The sequence below is a fragment of the Candidatus Binatia bacterium genome (genome assembly GCA_036382395.1).
Classification (GTDB): domain Bacteria; phylum Desulfobacterota; class Binatia; order HRBIN30; family HRBIN30; genus JAGDMS01.
This window is the reverse complement of the sequence record DASVHW010000379.1, coordinates 1-18812: the sequence shown is the minus strand read 5'-3', so window position 1 is coordinate 18812 and position 18812 is coordinate 1. Positions and strand designations below refer to the sequence as shown.

General features: G+C 63.8%; 20 protein-coding genes. 2 read left to right on the top strand and 18 right to left on the bottom strand.

Going from position 1 to position 18812, the window contains the following annotated elements:
* Positions 1-43 precede the first annotated feature (43 nt).
* The 18 genes from VF515_18430 to VF515_18345 all read right to left on the bottom strand — a co-directional run bounded on the left by VF515_18430 (position 44) and on the right by VF515_18345 (position 17116).
* Positions 44-211, bottom strand: coding sequence for a Trm112 family protein (locus tag VF515_18430; GenBank protein ID HEX7409609.1), 168 nt, complete (start codon positions 209-211; stop codon positions 44-46).
* A 15-nt stretch (positions 212-226) separates the two neighbouring features.
* The gene (gene lpxK, locus VF515_18425; GenBank protein HEX7409608.1) at positions 227-1294 is read right to left on the bottom strand and encodes a tetraacyldisaccharide 4'-kinase; all 1068 of its coding nucleotides are present in this window, start codon (positions 1292-1294) and stop codon (positions 227-229) included.
* 45 nt (positions 1295-1339) lie between these two features.
* Entirely contained in the window at positions 1340-2668 is a 1329-nt protein-coding gene (locus VF515_18420) for a glycosyltransferase N-terminal domain-containing protein (GenBank protein HEX7409607.1), read from the bottom strand.
* Positions 2665-3351 carry a lysophospholipid acyltransferase family protein gene (locus VF515_18415; GenBank protein ID HEX7409606.1) on the bottom strand — a complete coding sequence of 229 codons (687 nt, stop codon included), beginning with the start codon at positions 3349-3351 and terminating at the stop codon, positions 2665-2667. Before VF515_18415 ends, VF515_18420 begins: the two co-directional genes overlap by 4 nt.
* Positions 3348-5105, bottom strand: a complete 1758-nt coding sequence (gene msbA, locus VF515_18410; GenBank protein ID HEX7409605.1) for a lipid A export permease/ATP-binding protein MsbA — start codon at positions 5103-5105, stop codon at positions 3348-3350. The genes VF515_18415 and msbA overlap by 4 nt, the downstream gene beginning before the upstream one ends.
* Entirely contained in the window at positions 5102-6229 is a 1128-nt protein-coding gene (gene lpxB / locus VF515_18405) for a lipid-A-disaccharide synthase (protein HEX7409604.1), read from the bottom strand. Before lpxB ends, msbA begins: the two co-directional genes overlap by 4 nt.
* Entirely contained in the window at positions 6226-7158 is a 933-nt protein-coding gene (locus VF515_18400) for a Gfo/Idh/MocA family oxidoreductase (GenBank protein ID HEX7409603.1), read from the bottom strand. The genes lpxB and VF515_18400 overlap by 4 nt, the downstream gene beginning before the upstream one ends.
* Complete coding sequence (lpxI, locus tag VF515_18395; protein ID HEX7409602.1) at positions 7155-7976, bottom strand: UDP-2,3-diacylglucosamine diphosphatase LpxI; 822 nt, start codon at positions 7974-7976, stop codon at positions 7155-7157. The genes VF515_18400 and lpxI overlap by 4 nt, the downstream gene beginning before the upstream one ends.
* An 87-nt stretch (positions 7977-8063) precedes the next feature.
* Positions 8064-8846, bottom strand: a complete 783-nt coding sequence (lpxA, locus tag VF515_18390; protein HEX7409601.1) for an acyl-ACP--UDP-N-acetylglucosamine O-acyltransferase — start codon at positions 8844-8846, stop codon at positions 8064-8066.
* Positions 8843-9307 carry a 3-hydroxyacyl-ACP dehydratase FabZ gene (gene fabZ, locus VF515_18385; GenBank protein ID HEX7409600.1) on the bottom strand — a complete coding sequence of 155 codons (465 nt, stop codon included), beginning with the start codon at positions 9305-9307 and terminating at the stop codon, positions 8843-8845. The genes lpxA and fabZ overlap by 4 nt, the downstream gene beginning before the upstream one ends.
* Positions 9308-9337: 30 nt before the next feature.
* Positions 9338-9871, bottom strand: a complete 534-nt coding sequence (locus tag VF515_18380) for an OmpH family outer membrane protein (protein ID HEX7409599.1) — start codon at positions 9869-9871, stop codon at positions 9338-9340.
* Positions 9872-9986: 115 nt separating this feature from the next.
* The gene (bamA, locus tag VF515_18375; GenBank protein ID HEX7409598.1) at positions 9987-12341 is read right to left on the bottom strand and encodes an outer membrane protein assembly factor BamA; all 2355 of its coding nucleotides are present in this window, start codon (positions 12339-12341) and stop codon (positions 9987-9989) included.
* A 127-nt stretch (positions 12342-12468) separates the two neighbouring features.
* Complete coding sequence (locus VF515_18370; GenBank protein HEX7409597.1) at positions 12469-13140, bottom strand: ABC transporter ATP-binding protein; 672 nt, start codon at positions 13138-13140, stop codon at positions 12469-12471.
* A gap of 134 nt (positions 13141-13274) precedes the next feature.
* Positions 13275-14531: a lipoprotein-releasing ABC transporter permease subunit gene (locus VF515_18365; GenBank protein HEX7409596.1), complete on the bottom strand. Its 1257-nt coding sequence runs from the start codon at positions 14529-14531 to the stop codon at positions 13275-13277.
* Positions 14532-14620: 89 nt separating this feature from the next.
* Entirely contained in the window at positions 14621-16135 is a 1515-nt protein-coding gene (gene lysS, locus VF515_18360; protein ID HEX7409595.1) for a lysine--tRNA ligase, read from the bottom strand.
* A 131-nt stretch (positions 16136-16266) separates the two neighbouring features.
* Positions 16267-16557, bottom strand: a complete 291-nt coding sequence (locus tag VF515_18355; protein ID HEX7409594.1) for a hypothetical protein — start codon at positions 16555-16557, stop codon at positions 16267-16269.
* A gap of 5 nt (positions 16558-16562) precedes the next feature.
* Positions 16563-16763: a prevent-host-death protein gene (locus tag VF515_18350; protein ID HEX7409593.1), complete on the bottom strand. Its 201-nt coding sequence runs from the start codon at positions 16761-16763 to the stop codon at positions 16563-16565.
* A 26-nt stretch (positions 16764-16789) separates the two neighbouring features.
* Complete coding sequence (locus VF515_18345; protein HEX7409592.1) at positions 16790-17116, bottom strand: hypothetical protein; 327 nt, start codon at positions 17114-17116, stop codon at positions 16790-16792.
* Positions 17117-17853: 737 nt separating this feature from the next.
* Between VF515_18345 and VF515_18340 the strand changes: the two genes are divergently transcribed.
* Together VF515_18340 and VF515_18335 are read left to right on the top strand one after the other, a co-directional pair.
* Positions 17854-18606: an alpha/beta hydrolase gene (locus VF515_18340; GenBank protein ID HEX7409591.1), complete on the top strand. Its 753-nt coding sequence runs from the start codon at positions 17854-17856 to the stop codon at positions 18604-18606.
* Positions 18606-18812, top strand: a 207-nt coding sequence (locus VF515_18335) for an alpha/beta hydrolase (protein ID HEX7409590.1), incomplete at its 3' end; no start/stop codon positions are given. The genes VF515_18340 and VF515_18335, both read left to right, overlap by 1 nt.

The window sequence follows — 18812 nt, the reverse complement described above, 5'->3', positions numbered from 1 at the left end:
AGATGTGAACCTGCAAGCTGACGGCTGACCGTTGAATGCCATCTCAGACGGGGATCGCCTCGTCGATCAGCATGACCGGGATATCGTCCTTGATTGGGTACATGAGCTTGCAGCGGTTGCAAATCAGCCCGTCCTGCGCGTCGGTGAGATGCACATCGCCTTTGCATTTTGGGCAGGCGAGAATCTCCAATAACTCCTGATTGATTGCCATCGATTCCTCCTAGACTTATGCCGCCCTCGGTAGGCCTGCGCGCTGCAGCACCGACCGGATCAGCGCCTCAGCGTTCTCCACCTGTGGTGCGATACGGAGCGCCACCAGTTTCCCCCTTGGGAAAGGGAACTGCTCGAGCTTCACCAAATCCTTCTCCGTCGTCACGATCAATTCGAGGTCCCGCGCGCCACGCGTAATGCGCTGCCAATCCGCCCGCGTGTACGCATGGTGATCGGGAAACTCGAAAATTTCCTCGACCTGGGCCTCCCACAACCGCAGCGTCGTGTAGAACGGCGCCGGATCCGCGACCCCGGCCACGACTGCGACGCGCCGTCCAGACAACAAGCCGATGGGCAGTTCGCGCCAGCGGCCCGCGTCCGATTCGACCAACGCCTTGGGTACCAGCCGGACGACGAACGACGGCTTGGCAATCGCCGGCATCGCGATGGCCTGATCGTCGTTCTTGAGCACGACGGCCACGGCGTCGGCACGCCGCAGGGCCGCGGTGCGTTCGCGCATCGGACCGGCGGGCAGCAGGCCGGCTGAGCGGCCGCCGATCAGCACGAGATCGAAATCGCGCGCCAACGCCCGGTGCTGAAAACCATCGTCCAACACCACCACTTGACAGCCCAGCTGCTCGGCCGCCGCCACCCCCTCGATACGCCGGCGCGCCGTCAGCACCACGCCATCAAAGGACTTCGCCAGCATCACGGCCTCGTCCCCGACGGCGTCGACATCGGCCTCCGGCCCACTGCCCGTGGACACCACGGTGACCCCGCTGGCCCGGCCGCTGTACCCGCGCAGGAGAATCCCCACCCGCAGTCCAGCTGCGGCCAGCCGCCGCGCCAGCCACAAGGTGACCGGCGTCTTGCCGGTCCCGCCCACCGACAGGTTGCCGACGCTGACGACGGCGATCCTGGCGCGGTGCACCGGCAGCACGCCGACACGATAGGCGAGATTGCGCAGCGCCACGCCTGTGGCGAACAGGCCGCTGGCCGGCTGCAGTGCGAGCCACGCCGCCCAACCCCGCACACCGCGGCGATTCCACACTACATCGCGAAGACTCTGCGCTACGCTCGACATCTCAGTTCACGCCAGGGCCCGGCCGCTTACGAACAGAGGGCTCGATCAGGCGCTTTCGTCCACACACTTGCGTACCACTTCGAAGGTGCGTTGCGCCACTGCCGCTCGGGCCGTCACCACGGCGCGGCCGCGTGCCCCCATCTGATCGGCGACGTCCGGACAGCGCAACAGGCGGCTCCACTCCGCTCGCAGTTCCTCCGCACCGTGCACCCTGGTACCGGCGGCACCGTCCAGTAACGCCCCAGCGGCCAGGGCAACGTTTTCGGTGAACGGACCGAAAGCGACTGGTTTTCCGAAGAGCGCTGGCTCCAACACGTTATGTCCTCCTACCGGCACGATGGTGCCGCCGACGAAAACGGCTCGGGCTATGGGTAACAAATTGGGCAACTCTCCTAGTGTGTCAAGTAGCAGCACCTGTGTCGACCGGGCGACCGCCTGGCGTAGTGTGCTGCGGCGCTCGCACACGACACCCGCGCCCGCCAACAATTGGCTCACCTCATCGACGCGCTCGGGCCGCCGCGGCGCAATCAACAGGAGCATATCAGGATGTTCGCTCCAGAGCGGCACGCACGCGTCCAGAACCATCTGTTCCTCGCCGGCGTGTGTGCTTGCGCCAACCAGTAGCAACCGCCCGCTGACCAGCGCCTGCAAAGCGACTGCATGCACCGAACCGGATTCGGTAGCGCCGGCGCGCGCGAATTTCAGGCTGCCGACGACCCGCACGCGCGCCGGAGATGCACCCAGCGCAATGATCCGCGCGGCGTCGGCGTCGGTTTGCATGGCGAAGGCGCTGACCTGCGCCACGACCGCACGCGTCAACCACCGCACCCACCGATAACGCGTCGCGGCACGAGCCGAGATGCGGCCACTCACCATCACGCACGGGACGCGGTTTCGCGCCGCTGCCCGGATCAGCGCCGGCCAGATTTCCGTCTCCACCAGCACGAGGCAGCAGGGCCGTAGCGCCCGCACCACGTGCTCGACGACGGGACCGATGTCCAGCGGCAACAGCATCACCGCGTCGGCACCGAGCCGAGCGCGGGCGGTTTCGCGGCCGCCGACGGACGTGGTCGACACCAACACCTGCCGGTCGGGCCAGTGTTGCCGCAACTGCTCGACCAACGCCGCCGCCCCCAACACTTCACCGACCGACGCCGCGTGGACCCAGACGGGATTCCGCAGACCGCGTGCCGCCAGCGGGAGGCGACCTAGCCGCTCAGCTAGGCCGCGGCCGTAGCGCGTCAGCCGCAGCAGCGGCAGGAATGGTGCGGCGGCCAGCCCGAGGACGAGGCCGGCGGCATCGTAGGCTGCGTACGCAACCCCGCCAGCCACTCCGGAGCGCACCGGCGCTTCAGCAGTCGTGTTCCCGCTCAACTCGCGACCTCTGATTCTGCCGCTGCCGTAATCTCATTGAGCCGGGTTTCGAGTGCGCGTCGTTTTGCTTCCAGCTCCTCGGAGTCGGCGTAGCGGGAGACCTCTATGGGTTCACCGGCAACGTACAGCACGCGGGCAAACGGGAGCGGGATGATCAGGCGGTCCCAACTCCGCAACTGTCGCTGGCGCGTCGCCGCGTAGGTCACGGGAAAGATCGGTGCGCCGGTCGCCCGTGCCAGGTGAATGATGCCCGGCTTGACCACATGTCGTGGCCCGCGCGGCCCGTCGGGCACCACCGCAAGATCATAATGGGCGCGGTACGCGTTCAGGAGTTGCAGGAACCCGGCCGCCCCCCCGCGCGTGGCCGAGCCGCGCACCGAGCGGATGCCCCACCACGCCACCGCACGTGTGGCGATCTCGCCATCGCGATGCTGGCTGTTCATGATGCACATCTTCCGACCCCTATAGGCAACCGGCATCATCACCGCACGATCGTGCCAAAACGCAATGATGACCTGCTCGCCCCGCCGCCAGCGCTCAAAGAGTCCGTCGGCACCGGCGAAGCGGGTGCGGAGCGTCTTCGAAATCACCCACAACGCAGCGCTGAGGAGAATGGGCGCAACCACGGTGAGCAGGCGCAGGAACATCTCGCGCAGCCGAGGCCGCTGGCGGCGGTGCCTCAATGCAGGACCTTCGGCGCCGACTCGTCGGCGCCCTGAAACTGCAGATCGTACAGCTTGCGGTACTCGGCATTGAGCGTCAGCAGTTCTTCGTGTGTTCCCTGCTCGACCACCTGCCCGCGCACAATCACCACGATGCGATCGGCACGGCGGATGGTGGACAGGCGGTGCGCGATCACCAGGGTGGTCCGGTTGCGCATCAACACTTCCAGCGCGCCTTGCACCAGGCGCTCCGACTCGTTGTCCAAAGCGGACGTGGCCTCATCGAGCACCAGGATGGGAGCGTCTTTCACCAACGCCCGCGCGATCGCCAGGCGCTGGCGCTGGCCACCGGACAGTTTGACACCCAGCTCGCCGATCATGGCGTCATAGCCGTCGGGCAGTTCCATGATGAAGTCGTGGGCATTGGCAGCCTTGGCCGCAGCGACAATGGCCTTCATGTCCTGCGCGATGTCGCCGTAGGCGATGTTATTGCGGACCGTGTCGTTGAACAGGAAAGTGTGCTGCGTCACAATCGCGATCTGCGCCCGCAGACTGGCAAGCGTATACTCGCGGATGTCGATGCCATCGATGGTGATGCGTCCCTCGGCAACATCGTAGAAACGTGGAATGAGGTCGGCAAGCGTGCTCTTTCCGCCCCCGCTCATGCCAACCAGTGCGACCACCTCTCCCCGTCCGATTTCCAGGTCCACGCCGCGCAGCACGAACTCCTGATCGTAGCGGAAGCTCACACCCTCGAAGCGGATACCGTGGCGCACGTGATCGAGACGGCGCGCGCCACGGTCTACCACGTCGGTCCCCGTATCGAGCAGTTCCATGACGCGCTCCGCGCCGCCCATGGCTTGCTGGATGGCGTTGTTCGTCTTCGCCAGTCCCTTGAACGGCTCGTACAGCAGGAAGAGCGCCGTCAGGAACGCCAAGAAGCCCCCCTGGGTGCGGCCGCCGACGATGACGCTGTAGCCGCCGTACCACACCACGCCGGCGATGCCGAAGGCGGCGAGGATTTCCATCATCGGGTTGGTGAAGGCGCGGATACGCGTGGCCTGCATGTAGAGCCGGAACAAGCGATCGTTCTCCTCGGCGAAACGCTGCTTCTCGTACCCCTCCATGCCGAAGGCCTTGACCACCCGGTTCCCCTGGATCGTCTCCTGCAGCAGCATGGTCATGTTCCCCATCGACACCTGGCCGCTTCTGGAGAACCCCCGCAGGCGCTTGGAGAGGCGGATGACGGGCAAGACCGATACGGGGAACACAACAAAGGCGATCAGCGAGAGCAACCAATCCTGGTAGAACGCCACCGCAATCAAAATGATCAGAGAGAAGGCATCCTTCAGCACCGAGGCCACGGCATCGGTGAGTGCCGAGCGGACCAGCGAGACGTCGTTGGTAATGCGCGAGACAATGGTGCCGGTCGGGGTACGGTTGAAGAATGATAGCGACAGATGCTGGATGTGGTCGTTCAGCGCGTTGCGCATGTCAGCCACGACGCGTTGGCCAACATAATCGGTCAGATACGTGCTCCCGAAGCCAACGATCCCGCGAAACAGGAACGTCCCCACGATGATCCCCGGGAGGATCTTCAAGGCGAACAGGTTCTTGTTGGTGAACACATCGTCGAAGATGTGCTGGATCAGAAACGGCATGGCGCCATTGGTGGCGCTGAACAGGAGCATGCACAGAAAGGCCAGGCTGAAATGCGGCCACCAGTAGGGCCGCGCGTAGGTCAGCAGCCTGCGATAGAGGTGGGCTTGCTTCATGCCATCAGCTCCAACGCCATGCGTGCGGCACGGCCGGCGGCGCCGGGTTCACCCAATTTGCCGCGCAATTCGCGCAGCGCCTCGACCAGCTCGCCCCGCCGGGCGAATACGTCCTGCACGGCCGCCACCAGCCTTTCGGGGGTCACATCGCCTTGGATCAACTCCGGAAACACCGCGCGGCCCAGGATGAGGTTCGGCATACCGATGTGATCGACATGCACCAGCAAGCGCGCCAACGCGAACGTCAGCGGCGCGACGCGGTACATGATCACCATCGGCCGACCCAGCAACGCCGTCTCGAGGGTCGCCGTCCCCGACGCCACCAGCACGGTATCGGCGGCGTGGATCAGGTTGTACGTGTCGTTTTCCACGATCGGCACCGCCGGCAACTTTCCACCCAGCGCCGCCGCCACGTCGTCTCTGGTCAACGTGTGCGCCAACGCGATGACGACTTGCCAGCCGCTCTGGCGAAGCTGCTCAGCCGCCTCCATCGCGGGCCGCATCAAATGGCGCAGCTCCTTCTTCCGGCTGCCCGGGAGGAGCGCCAGCAGAGGGCGCGCCGGATCCAGATGATAGTGGGCCAGGGTTGCTTCACGCGTGCGGGTGGGGCGCGCCGCATCGAGCAGCGGATGGCCGACAAACTCGGCCAGGCCACGACCATTTTTATACAGCTCCGGCTCGAACGGAAAAACCAGGCCGAGGCGGTCGACGCGGCGCGCGATCTTGCGCACGCGTCCGCGCCGCCACGCCCACACTTGCGGGCCGATGTAATAAAAGACGGGGATGCCCATGGCCTTGGCGCGCTTGGCAAGGAAGAGGTTGAACTCGGGAAAATCGATCAGCACCACGAGTTGGGGCCGCTCTTCCACCAGAAAACGCCGCAGGCGCCGGTACGTCGAGAGCAACCGGCCCAGCGTGCCGAAGGTCTCGACAAACCCCATAGTCGAGACAGCCGCTGTGTCGACCAGGATGTGCATGCCGGCCGCGCGCAAGCGTCCACCGCCGACACCCCACACTTCAAGATCAGGATCGCTGCACCGCAACGCCGCCACCAACGCGGCGCCGTGCAGATCGCCAGACGCTTCTCCGGCGACCAGCAGCACCTTGCGAGCCGCGCCGCTCATGCCGTCTCCAGGCTGACGCGAATGCGCTCGGCAACCTCTAGCGCACGCAACGCCGTACGCCCGTCCACCAAGGGACGTTGCCGGGTCCGCACGGCGTGGACGAAATGCTCGATTTCATCGAACAGCGCATCCCCTTCGCCCAGCGCGTGCTCTTCGACCGTGATGGAGGGCGCGCCATTGGCGATCACACGGCGACAGACGCGCACGTGTTTTTCCCCGTAATCCACCGACACATAGGTATCGGCTTGAAAGATGCGGATCTTGCGCTCGCGCTTGAGCGCAACGCGGCTGGCGGTGATGTTGGCGATGCAACCGCTGGTGAACCGCAAGCGGGCGTTGGCGATGTCCACGCTTTCGGACAACACCGGCACCCCGACCGCCTCCACCGATTGCACGTCGGCACACACCAGGCTCAGGATGACGTCGAGGTCGTGGATCATGAGATCCAAGATCACATCGACATCGGTGCCGCGCTCGACGAATGGCGCCAGGCGATGACATTCGATGAAGCGGGGCTGGGTGACCACGCCAGCCAGCGCGCGAATGGCGGGATTGAAGCGTTCCAAATGCCCGACCTGCAAGATCCGCTGGCGCTGCTCGGCCGAGTCGACTAGCGCGCGGCCCTCCGCCACCGTAGTCGTCATTGGTTTCTCCACCAGCACGTCGACACCGTGCGTCAGGAGGTCAAGCGCCAGCGGGAAGTGCAGCGGCGATGGCACCGCCAGGCTGACACAGTCGACGCGGCCGAACAGCTGGCGGTAATCCGTCAGCCCTTCCGTCCGACAGCGGGCGGCCACGGCCCGCGCACGGTCCGCATCGGCATCGACGACGGCAACCAAATCGACGTCAGGCATGCTGGCGTATTTTTCGGCATGGAACACCCCAAGGTGCCCGACGCCAACGACGGCGGCCCGCAGCGGTGTGGTCATTGCGGCTCCGCCGGCGCAGCGCCGATCACCACGCCTACGATGCTCAAGCCGTTCGCGTCCGCTTGACGCAGCAGTTCTTCCTTTTCCAGAAGCAGCGTCCTCCCGGTCTCGACCGCAAGCACGGCGATGCCGGCCGCGATGCACACGCGCACCGTTTCCGGACCCACGGCGGGAACATCAAAGCGAAGATCCTGTTGTGGTTTGCTCACCTTGACCACGACGGCGCCGGGGCTCCCTCCCCGCCGAATGGTCGCGTCGGTGCCTTCGATGGCCTCCACGGCCAGTACCATGCCGGACTTGATGATGACGCTTTGGCCGATGTCCCAGCGGCCGATCGCCCGCGCCACCTCGATGCCATGGCGAACGTCGCGCCACTGCGTTTCGCTCGGACCGTGCTGTGTCAATGTTCCGGACGGCGCCAACAAGGCTTCGAGAAACAGCGTCGACGGAGCGACCTCGATGCCTTCGGCCTCCAATTCCGCTGCCACCCCACGGAGGAGGGCATCGTCGCCCAAGTGCACCAGACGGGCGAGAAAGCTCAGCGCGCGCTCGTCGGGAGCGAAGTGTTCGAGCAGCGCCGCTTTACGGATCCCGCCGGCCATCACCGCACGCTCCACACCCGCCAGCTGTAAGGTGTGGATGATACGTCCCAACTCGCCGACGTTCACCCACGTAATCGCGTGAACCAGCTCGGCCAGCTCGGGCAGCGTCTCCCCGTGGTGCGCGACGGCAATCACCTCGAAGCCTTGCGCCCGAGCGCTGCGGGCGAATATCAGCGGGAAGCGGCCGTTCCCGGCAATGAGTCCAACGCGTTGCATGTCTGAGGCTTCGCCGCTGATCGCATGTCGCATATCGCGTATCGCCCTGTCTCCGCACGATAAGCCATAAGCGATGGGCGACGTCTTCTACCGGCACACTCCCCGTTCCGACGCCTGAACGAACGAGAGGAGCCGATCCACCTCACGTGATGCCGGAATCTCCTGGCGCGCCGTGGCCACCGCCTCGGCAACCTTGAGGCCGGATTTGAAGACGATGCGATACGCCCGTTTGATGTCACACACCAGTTCGGGGCTGAACCCGCGGCGCTTGAGACCCACGAGGTTGAGCCCGTGCAGCCGCGCCCGGTCGCCCGTGGCATTGCAAAACGGCGGAACATCCTGCGTCACCATGGCACCGGCACCCAGGATAGCCGATTCGCCGATCTTTACAAATTGATGGATCCCCACCAGTGCGCCGACGATGACGTAGTCCTCCACGACCACGTGCCCCGCAAACTGTGCGCCGTTGGCGACGACATTGTGGCTGCCGATGTGGCAATCATGGGCGGTGTGGCTGTAATTCATCAACAAATTATGGTCGCCGACGCGAGTGACCATGCCACCACCGCTGGTGCCGACATGCAGCGTGGCAAACTCGCGAATGAGGTTGTGGTCGCCGATGATCAGTTCGCTGTCCTCGCCGCGGTACTTGAGGTCCTGCGGGACGGCGCCGATCGAAACATGGTGAAAGATACGGTTCTCGCAGCCGATGGTCGTGCGACCGTCAATGACGGTGTGCGCCCCGACGGTGGTGCCGCGTCCGATGCGCACCTTGGGACCGATGATGGCGTAGGCATCAACCTGGACGTCGATGTCGAGTTGCGCACCCGCCGCGACGATGGCGGTCGGATGGATGCGCGGAGGGCTCACGGCTGGCGTGTCCTTTCGACTTCCATGGCCGAAAGGTCCGCCTCCGCTACCGTCTCTCCATCGACGCGGGCTACGCCGCGCATTTTCCACAGCGGCCGATGGCGCTTGAGCAGCACCACCTCCAAGTGCAGTTGATCGCCCGGCACCACCGGGCGCCGGAAGCGAACCCGGTCGAGACCGGCCAGCACCACGACGCGCCCCTCCTGCACTCCGTCATGGGACCGGTGCGCCAGCAGCGCTCCCGCTTGCGCCAGCGCCTCGCAGATGAGCACTCCCGGCATCAACGGTTGCTCGGGGAAATGCCCGCGGAAAAACGGCTCGTTGATGGAAACGTTCTTCAACGCCACGATCCGCCGGCCGTCTTCAAACTCGAGCACCCGATCGACGAACTGGAACGGGAATCGATGCGGCAACAGCGACGCAATCTCGTGGTAATCGAACACCCGCTGGTTGACAGTCATACGCGGTCCTCACGAACAAGGCGTTCGCGCTCATTTTTCCTTTTTCTTCTTACCGGGATGCGCGCTGTTGTACTGTTGCATGATGGCGTCGGTCAGGTCGGCGCTCTTGGCCCCGTACAGCATCGCGTTGCTACTGGTCTCAAGGATGACCGTGTAGTTCTCGCGCTCGCCGTATGCGCGGATGATCTCCTGGAGCTCCCGGATGATGACGCCGGTCAGCTCGTTATCCTTCTTCTGGAGGTCGGCCTGCGAATCTTTGTAGTTGCGCTCGAAGTCGCGAAGCTTCTTGCGGTACTCTTCCTCGAGTCCGCCGCGCTCATCTTCCTTCATGACCAGCGACTTCTTGTCGAGCTGATCCTTCAAGCTTTCGATCTCGTCTTTCTGCTTTTTCAACTGCGCTTGCAGCTTGTCCACTTGGACCTTGAACTCCTCTTTGGCCTTCTTGCCGGCCTCTGATTCGTTGAGCGCACGCTGCAAGTCGACATAGCCGATCTTCGGCGTACTCTGCGCCAGGGCGACATTCGCGGCCAGCACTCCTGCGACGATCCACCAAACAGCCTTCATGAACAATAGCCTCCTACAGGTTTCACGTATCGCTTACCGCCTAACGCTGGTCGCGGCAAGGAGAACGGTTCTCGGGCGATAGGCAATGCACCATATGCCATGCGCCTGTCATCCATCAGGGTGGACCGCCGAACGAAAACATCACGGTCTGTTTGTCATCGCCCACGTGGGGATTGAGAGGGAAACCGAACTCGATCCGCAGAGGACCGATGGGCGACAACCAGCGCACCCCACCGCCGGTTGCCATCCGCATCCCGCCGAAATCAATGCCTTGCGCAGCCGAGAAGGCATTGCCGGCGTCAAAAAACACCACCCCTTTCAAGCCGAGCGTTTCGACGATCGGGAAGATCATTTCCTCGTTGAAAATGAGTTGCTGGCTGCCCCCGACGGCGGCGGTAGTCTGCAAACGGCCATAATTATCCCACACGGCGTTTCGCGGCCCCAGCGAGAGAATACGGAACCCGCGAACGGAATTGATGCCGCCCGGGAAGTAGCGCTCGAAGAGCGGCAACTCACGCTCCGCACCGTAGCCCAAACCGTAGCCCAGAGTCCCGCCGGTCGAGAGCGTGAACGTTCCCAAGGTGGGACTCTTCCAGAACGGGTAGTACCAACGCCCGCGGGCTTCCGCCTTGATGAATTTGCTTTCGCCTCCGAGGCCGGCCATTTCCACCGACAGATCCTGCGATGAGCCAGAGGTCGGATCAAACGGGTGATTGCGCGTATCCCGGAACACGCGGGGAATGATGGCGCTAGTGAGGCTGCTCCCTTGTTCAGTACGAATCTGCGTGGGTGCCGTCGGACTGACGCCAGTGATCTCTGCGTTTTCGATGCGGTACTCCAGGCCAAAGCGCGTGTCCTGCAACGGCAGCGGCCCCAGCGCGTCCCAGCCCAGGGCACTGAACGGATACAGGGTGCGCACGCTGGCGCCAGTGCCACCGCGGGTGAACTGGTCGAAGATCAACTTCCAGTTGAACAGACTGAGGCCCGCCGTCAGCTCGGTATCGAGAAAGTACGGTTCGGTGAAGTCGAGGCTGAAGTTTTGGCGGATGGCGCCAAAGTCGGCATTGAGGACCAGCCGCTGTCCGCGGCCGAAGAGGTTGATCTCGGAGAGCCGGACGTTGAACAGGTAGTTCTCACCAGAGGAGATGCCCGCACCGGCCGAAAAGGCGCCGGTCGAAGCTTCCTTCACGTCGACCAGCAAGTCGAGCCGGTCCTCGCTTTCGGCCTTGCGCGTCGTAATGTTGACGTCTTCGAAGAAGCCGAGGCGGCGCAGGCGTTCCTGGCTACGCCGCAATTTTGACCCGGAAAAGCGCTCCTGCTCCCCGAGCTCCACCTCGCGCCGGACGACCTTGTCGCGCGTCTTGGTGTTGCCGCTGACGTCGATCTTATCGATGTAGACCTCCGGACCGCGGCTGGCCTTGTAGGTCACGTTCACCGTCTTATCGGTCCGATCGACCTCCGTGTCTGGTGTGACGTTGACGAAGGCGTAGCCTTGGTCGCCATAGGCTTCGGTCAAGCTGTTGATGTCTTCGCGGAGCTTGCTGGTGCGGAAGATCTCACCCGGCTTGAGGCTCAATTTCTCACGCGCCTTCCGCATATCCGGCAGCAAGTCTCCGCCCACGTCGACGGTGCCCACCTTGTACTGATTGCCCTCGTCGATCTTGATGGTGACATTGAGGCCTTTGGCCGTACGTTGTACCACCGGCTCATCGATTTTCACGTCGATGTAGCCGTGGTCGTAGTAGAAGGCCGTCAGGCGCTCGGTATCGGTCTTGAGGGCTTCGTTATCCAGGTTGCCAGCACCGGTCACAAAGGAAAGAAACCACTCCTCTTTCGTCTGCATGACACGCTTGAGTTCGCGCTGGCTGAAGGCACGCGACCCCTCGCACACGATCTTCTGGATGCGCACCACCTTGCCCTCGTTGATCTTGTAGGTCAGCGTCACCTGGTGTTCGCCTGTCGGCGTGGTGCTGTAATCGATCTTGGCGTCGAGGTAGCCCTTCTTCTCATACAACTTTTTGGCTTCTTCGATGCCGCCACGCACCTTCTCCGGATCGAGAATGGTGTTGGGCCGGACTTTGAGCGCGCCTTCGAGCTCCTCGCGATTGAGCTTGCGATTCCCTTCGAAAACGAGGTCTTTGATCAGTGGCCGTTCCGTCACGCGGAAGGTGAGCACCCACAGGCCGTTTTGCTCCGACAGGTCGGCTTCGGCGTTGTCGAAGAAGCCCATACGGTAGAGCGCGCGAATGTCGTTATCGACCGTCTCGTCCTTGAACCGGGTGCCCGGCTGCGAGCGCAGTTGCACGCGAATGGCTTCTTCCTCCACGCGCTGGTTGCCCGTGACGACGACCCGGTCGATCCGCGGGCCTTGCGGTCTCACACTCTCAGGCTCGACACCTTGCTGAGCCGCCGCGACGGCCACCAGACGTAGCAGGAAGCCCAGCCCCATCACCACCGGCAGCGTCCGCATCCATGGCTCCCGCAGAATCGATCGGCGCTTACGCCTACCAGACGGTCCGATGACTGTAAACCCCGAGGGATGACAGTCGGGCGCCGGCGTCATGGACCGTCCGGCCCGATTCATCGAGCCCTCGCGGTCAATGCAACCTGCCATTCTGCAACCGCAAGGTGCGATGCACGGTGGTGGAGAGGGCGTCGTTGTGGGTGACGATGACGAGGGTGATGCCGTGCTCCCGGTTGAGGTCCATCAGGAGGTTTTGTACCTCGGCCCCCGTGATCGGATCGAGGTTGCCGGTCGGCTCATCCGCCAGCACCACCCGGGGCGAGAGGGCCACGGCCCGCGCCACCGCCACCCGCTGCTGCTCGCCTCCCGACAGCTCGCCCGGCTTATGCGTCAAACGCGCGCCCAGGCCGACGCGCTCCAGCACGGCACGGGCGCGCGGCTCGGCCTCGGCCACGCTCATCCCTCTGATCAATGCCGGCATCATCACGTTCTCCAACGCCGTGAAATCGGGCAGCAGATGATGAAACTGGAAGATAAAGCCCAGCTCGCGGTTGCGCAGAGTCGCCTGCTCGCGCTCGCGCAGCCCGAAAAGATCGACACCCTCAAAGAGCACCTTCCCGCCCGTCGGCTGGTCGAGGGTCCCAAGCAGGTGCAAGAGCGTACTCTTCCCGGCACCCGATTGCCCAACGATGGCCACCGTCTCCCCTGCCGCAACCTGGAGATCGAGGTCGACCAGCACGTGGATGTTTCGTCCGTCGCGGTAGCTCTTGCACAACCCGACGGCCTGAATCAGCGGCTCACTCATGCATTGGCCTATGGCTCATATTGGCTTATGACTGATAGCATATGGTTCAACGAACACGGTGAACATCGCGCTCGCATATGACCGCCTCAAGATGGCGATTGAGACCGGCCATATGCCATATCCCATAAGCGTCCTCACTCGTACCGAATGACATCCACTGGGGACAACCGCGCGGCCTGCCGGGCGGGATACACCGTTGCCAGCAAGCAGATCAACAGCGACGCCAACGTGACCGCAACGAAGTACTCCGGGTACATCTTGACCGGCAGCGTGTTGACGTAGAACACGTCCTTTGGAAGCTCGATGAACTGGTAGCGCTTCAGCAGCCAGCAGGCGGCATACCCCCCGGCGTTGCCGATCAAGGTCCCGACGATCCCGATGATCATGCCTTTGAAGATGAAAATGCGGCCGACGCCCGCGCCAGTCGCCCCCATCGACTTCAGGATCGCGATGTCCTTGCGCTTCTCCATCACCACCATGATCAGCGTGGCCACGATGTTGAACGCCGCCACCAGCACGATGAGCAGCAGCACGATGAAGTACACCGTCTTCTCCAGCTTGAGCGCCGAAAACAGGTTGTGGTTGACCTCCATCCAGTCGCGCACGCGGAACGGAAAGCCCAGCGCCGCGGAGATTCGGTTACCGACTTCCTTGGCACCGTAGAGGTCGGTGACCCGCACCTCGATGCCGGTGACGGCGTCACCCAAATCGAAAAACTGCTGCGCGTGCGCCAGATCCATATAGACCAGCGAGCCGTCATACTCGGCCATGCCGGAGTCGAAGATGCCGACGACCACGAACCGTTTCACCCGTGGCACCATGCCGACCGCCGTCGGCGTGGCCACGGGCGAGATGACATTGACGGGATCGCCGATGACCAACCCGAGCTGGCGCGCCACATCCTTACCGACGATCAGCCCCGGAAGTTCGATGGTGCCCTTCTTGCCGTCGTCGAGTGGAACGTCATGCAGCTTGCCCAGTTCGTGGACGTCGCCCTCTTTGAGGTGCTTCTGCAGCTCGATGACCCCTTCGGAGGCAGGACCCACACCGCGCACCACCGCCCCGGTGACGTTCTGCTGCGCCGACAGCATCACCTGGCCGTAGACGAACGGTGCGGCGGCCACCACGCCTGGCACGTTCTGGACTCGGCCCACCACCCCGTCATAGTCGGTGATTGTCCCGTTGAAACTGAGGACGACGACCTGCGGGTTGAACCCGAGGATGCGGTCGCGCAAGTCCTCCTCGAAACCGGTCATGACGGCGAGGACGATATTCAGCGTCATCACCCCGATCATCACCCCCAGCATGGAGATCACCGTGATCAGCGAGATGAACGCCTCCGTGCGCTTCGCACGCAGATAGCGCAGACCGATGAACAGCTCGTAACGCATGTTGAAGGGGTTCGAGGGTCCGAGGGGTCCAGGGTTCGAGTCCCCCCTTGGACCCTCGAACCCTTGGCCCCTTGAACCCCTTCTTGAACCTATCTCCTCTCCGGTCGCATGTGGGGGAACAGAATCACGTCGCGAATCGACGGCGCGTTGGTGAACAGCATCACCAGCCGATCGATACCAATACCCTCGCCGGCTGCCGGCGGCATGCCATGCTCCAGCGCCCGCAGGAAGTCCTCATCCATCACGTGCGCCTCTTCGTCACCGGCGGCGCGGGCCTGTAGCTGTTCTTCGAAGCGCGCCCGCTGGTCGTCCGGGTCGTTCAGCTCGGAGAAGGCGTTGCCGAGCTCACGCCTGGCGATGAAGGGCTCGAAGCGATCGACGAACAGTGGCCGCTCGACGTTGCGGCGAGCCAGTGGCGATACCGCCACCGGATACTGATAGACGAAGGTCGGCTGAATCAGCTCCGGTTCCGCCGTCGCTTCGAAAATGTCGTTCAACAAATACCCGGCCGCGCCGGGCCCGTGGTGCGCCACGTAGTCATGATCGACCGTCACGTCCAGCTTGGTCGCCGCGGTCTTCAGGGTTTCGAGGTCCAGCGCCAGCACGGCGTCGAGCGGTAGGCCGGCGCGGGCCGCGACGTACTCCGGCATGCACAGGCGCCGCCACGGTGGCGTCAGGTCGATGGTCCACTCCCCGTACTGCAGCGTGCGCCGCCCCAGCAGCTCGTCCGCCAGCGTCACCACCAGCTCCTCGGTGAACTGCATCAGATCTTCGTAGGTGGCGTAGGCCCAGTAGAACTCCAGCATGGTGAACTCGGGATTATGCCGCACCGATACCCCTTCGTTGCGGAAGACGCGCGACAACTCGAAGACGCGTTCGAAACCACCGACGAGCAACCGCTTCAGGTACAGCTCGGGCGCAATGCGCAAGTACAGATCGATGTCGAGCGCGTTGTGGTGCGTGATGAACGGCCGCGCCGCCGCACCACCGGGAACCGGGTGCATCATCGGCGTCTCCACCTCGATGAAATCACGGGCGGCGAGAAAGGCGCGAATCCGCTCCATCATGCGCGAGCGCATCAGGAAGATGGCGCGCGCCTCGGGGTTGGCGATCAAATCGAGGTAGCGCTGGCGGTAACGAGCTTCGGTGTCGGTGAGTCCGTGCCACTTCTCCGGCAGGGGGCGGAGCGCCTTCCCCAGCAACCGAATCTCCCGGGCATTGATGGTCAGCTCGTCGGTGCGGGTTCGGAATGGGCGGCCCACAACGCCGGCGAAGTCACCGATATCCATCGTCTTGAAGGTGGCGAAGGCCTCTTCGCCGACGCCATCGCGCTTGACGTAGGCTTGGATACGGCCGCTGCGGTCCTGCAGATGGATGAACGAGGCCCGTCCGAAGTCGCGCACGGCCACGATGCGCCCGGCGACGCTCACCATGTCGGCGCCCGCCTCCAGCTGCTCGCGGCTGAGCCCGCCAAACCGTTGCTGCACTGCCGCCGCCGTATCGGCCGGGCGGAAGTCGTTGGGAAATGGATTAAGGCCGCGTCCGCGGAACTCTTCCAGCTTGCGGCGTCGCACCGCGATCAGATCGGAGGCTTCGCTTTCCACTCACATGCACCAAACTGCAGTCGCTTAACCGAGACACCCCAGCGAGTCAAGGAAACGCGCTCCCGCCCGCTCTGCTCTTCTGCCTCGATCCCCGCCGGAGCGTGACGTCGGGTTCCCCGATCGCCTCCAACCTACTCGGGTTTTCCCGTTAGACGGTCGATCAACGTCTCCGCGAATACCTCGTAGACGATGCTCCGGCGTTCGGCGAAGACACCATCGACTGTTTTCGGGGTCGCGTACCGGAGAATCACCCGATACGATCCCACACGAAGACGGTGGTATTCCTGCAATGGTCCTTCGAGCGGTTTCAGATCGCCCTGGTCACGCGCCAGACTACGAAGAGCGCTACGTAGGCGGCGCCTCGGTTCGGGCGCCTGGCTGCGCACGAACTCGACGACCTGCGCTGACAGCCGGACTCGCACGCCGCTCAGTCGTCCAGCGCGGAGAGGGGAAGGAATTTCGTTCGGCCCGCGCGGTGCGCCGCAATGGCTTTCATGGCGTCGGGATTGGCCAGAATCTCCATCGTCTCGACAATCGCTTCCATGCGCTCGCGCGAAACCAGAAAAGCGACGGTCTCGTCTCGCCGCCGGATACGCACCGGCTGACCCTCCTCAGCTTTCTTGATCAACCCGGGAAGCTGGCTCTGGGCCTGAGTTACGGAGTACGTAGAAGACATCGCTGGTATACATAGAACGGGTCGCCGGCAGCTGCAAGCAGGCGAAACGGACCCAGGCCGCGCTCGTACCGCGCCTCGGGATTCACCGACGCCTCGCCGACTTCGGACAGATCCGTCTCCGTCATGCCCGCAATCTTCCGGCGGGCGTCCATGGCGACAACCCAGGAACCCGCCGCTCGGCCGCGATCCACACGGCCGCCACCTGGCGCACGGCGCAGCTGATCCGCCTCGCGGACCTCGACGACGGTGTACCCCGCCCGCACGGCGCGGTCGATGTTTTCAAAGGAGCACCGGTCGCTCGTCAACGCGCTGCACCGCCCGGCGCTCAAGCACCGGGCTCAGTAATAGAAAGCCGGCTGCAAGCCGGCTCCCATCCCCAGCCCGGTTCACCGGGCTTGCTTTCACTCAGCCGTGGGCTTCAGCCCTCGGCGCTGTTCGCTGTTACGCGAGGTACCGACTCGCGATATCCCGTAGGGGCGACCGGCCGCTCGCCCCTACACACCCGCGATCACGCACGCGTCGTCGCAAAAGTCCAAAGTCAGTGCCCGAATTCAAAGTTCGGCGACAGTGTCACACTAAAGGGGTGTTCTAGTGCCGGAGCAAGCTCACGAGCCGACTAAGTCAATTGAGGGCTCCTTTCGATGGTGGGAGTTTTACGCAGTTCGCTATGCGATGGGTACTGTCGTAGGAGCGATCGTCTTCTACTTCCTCTGTTTGGCAACTCCCGTCCTGAAGCCGTTGCTTTTCGAAGCCACCGCAACTCCGGGGACAGTTCCAGGTGCGACCCCCCTGCCTTCCATCAAACTGGACTCGGTGCAGCTTACCCTCTTGGCAGCATACGGTCTCGTCTATTGCTACATCGCGAGCGCACCCATCCTCGTATTCCACGCTGGCAGGTTTCTGCTGACCCTGCGCGCCGGTGGTCGCGTCTGGGCGAAAAGGTTTCTGCTTTGTCTTACACCGCCCATCGTTTTTGCCATAGTAATTTCAGAACTCCTGACATAGTGCGGCGGGAAATGTCCGCTTTCTATCCCGTTTGGCCGTGGACGGCGAACCGCAGGCGCAGTCGGGAACCGGGAAAGCAGGTGGGGTTGCGATTGAGATCCTCGCAGAGCGCGGCCACGGCGACTCCGACTGGGCCAACGGCTACACCTGGGCGACCGACATCGCGGATCTGCTCACGGTGCTACGCTCGCTCGGCCGGCCCGTGCATCTCGTCGGCCACAGCAAGGGCGGCGGGCAGGCGACGGAGGCAGCGATTTTGGCTCCTGAGCTGGTCACGAAGCTGGTGAACATCGACGGCTTCGGACCGGTTGCGTTACCCGACGGCCCGGAGACCTTGCCAAAACGTTTTGCGCAGTTCCTCGACCGGCGCCGCCAACTGGCGGAACGCAACGGCTGGCGTCCGTCCGCGCAGCTCGACGACCTGGTGGAGCGCCGCCGCGCGCAGAACCCGCGCCTCACGCGCGAGTGGCTACGCTACTTCGCCTTTCACGGAGCCCGTGAAACAACCGGAGGCTGGTCGTGGAAATCCGACCCGCACATGGCGCACGGCTTCGGCCCGTGGCACCCGGAGTGGATCGGCCGCACCTATGGCGCCCTACAAGCGCCGATGCTTGCTCTCGTGGGTTCCGTGCCGGACACGTGGGGACCGCTGCCTGAGCCCATTCTTTCCGAGCGCCTCTCCCGCGCGAAGAAACTGGAACGCCGCACAATTCATGGGGCTGGTCACTTCGTTCACATCGAGCGCCCGGTGGAAACGGCGGAGGTTATCCTCGACTTTCTGGGTTCCTGATGCGCATTCAGCACGCACGCGTCTCTCTTGAGCTGCACGAACTGGCGCAGCGCCACGGCCCTGCCCTGCTCCTGCTGCATGCGCTCTTCGGTTCGAGCGCCGATTGGGGCGAGCTGCCGCGCAGCTGGCCCGGGCCGGTCTACGCGCTCGACTTCTGCGGCCACGGCGGTTCGGATCGGCTGCTGGCCGCCGGCTACACGCCCGAG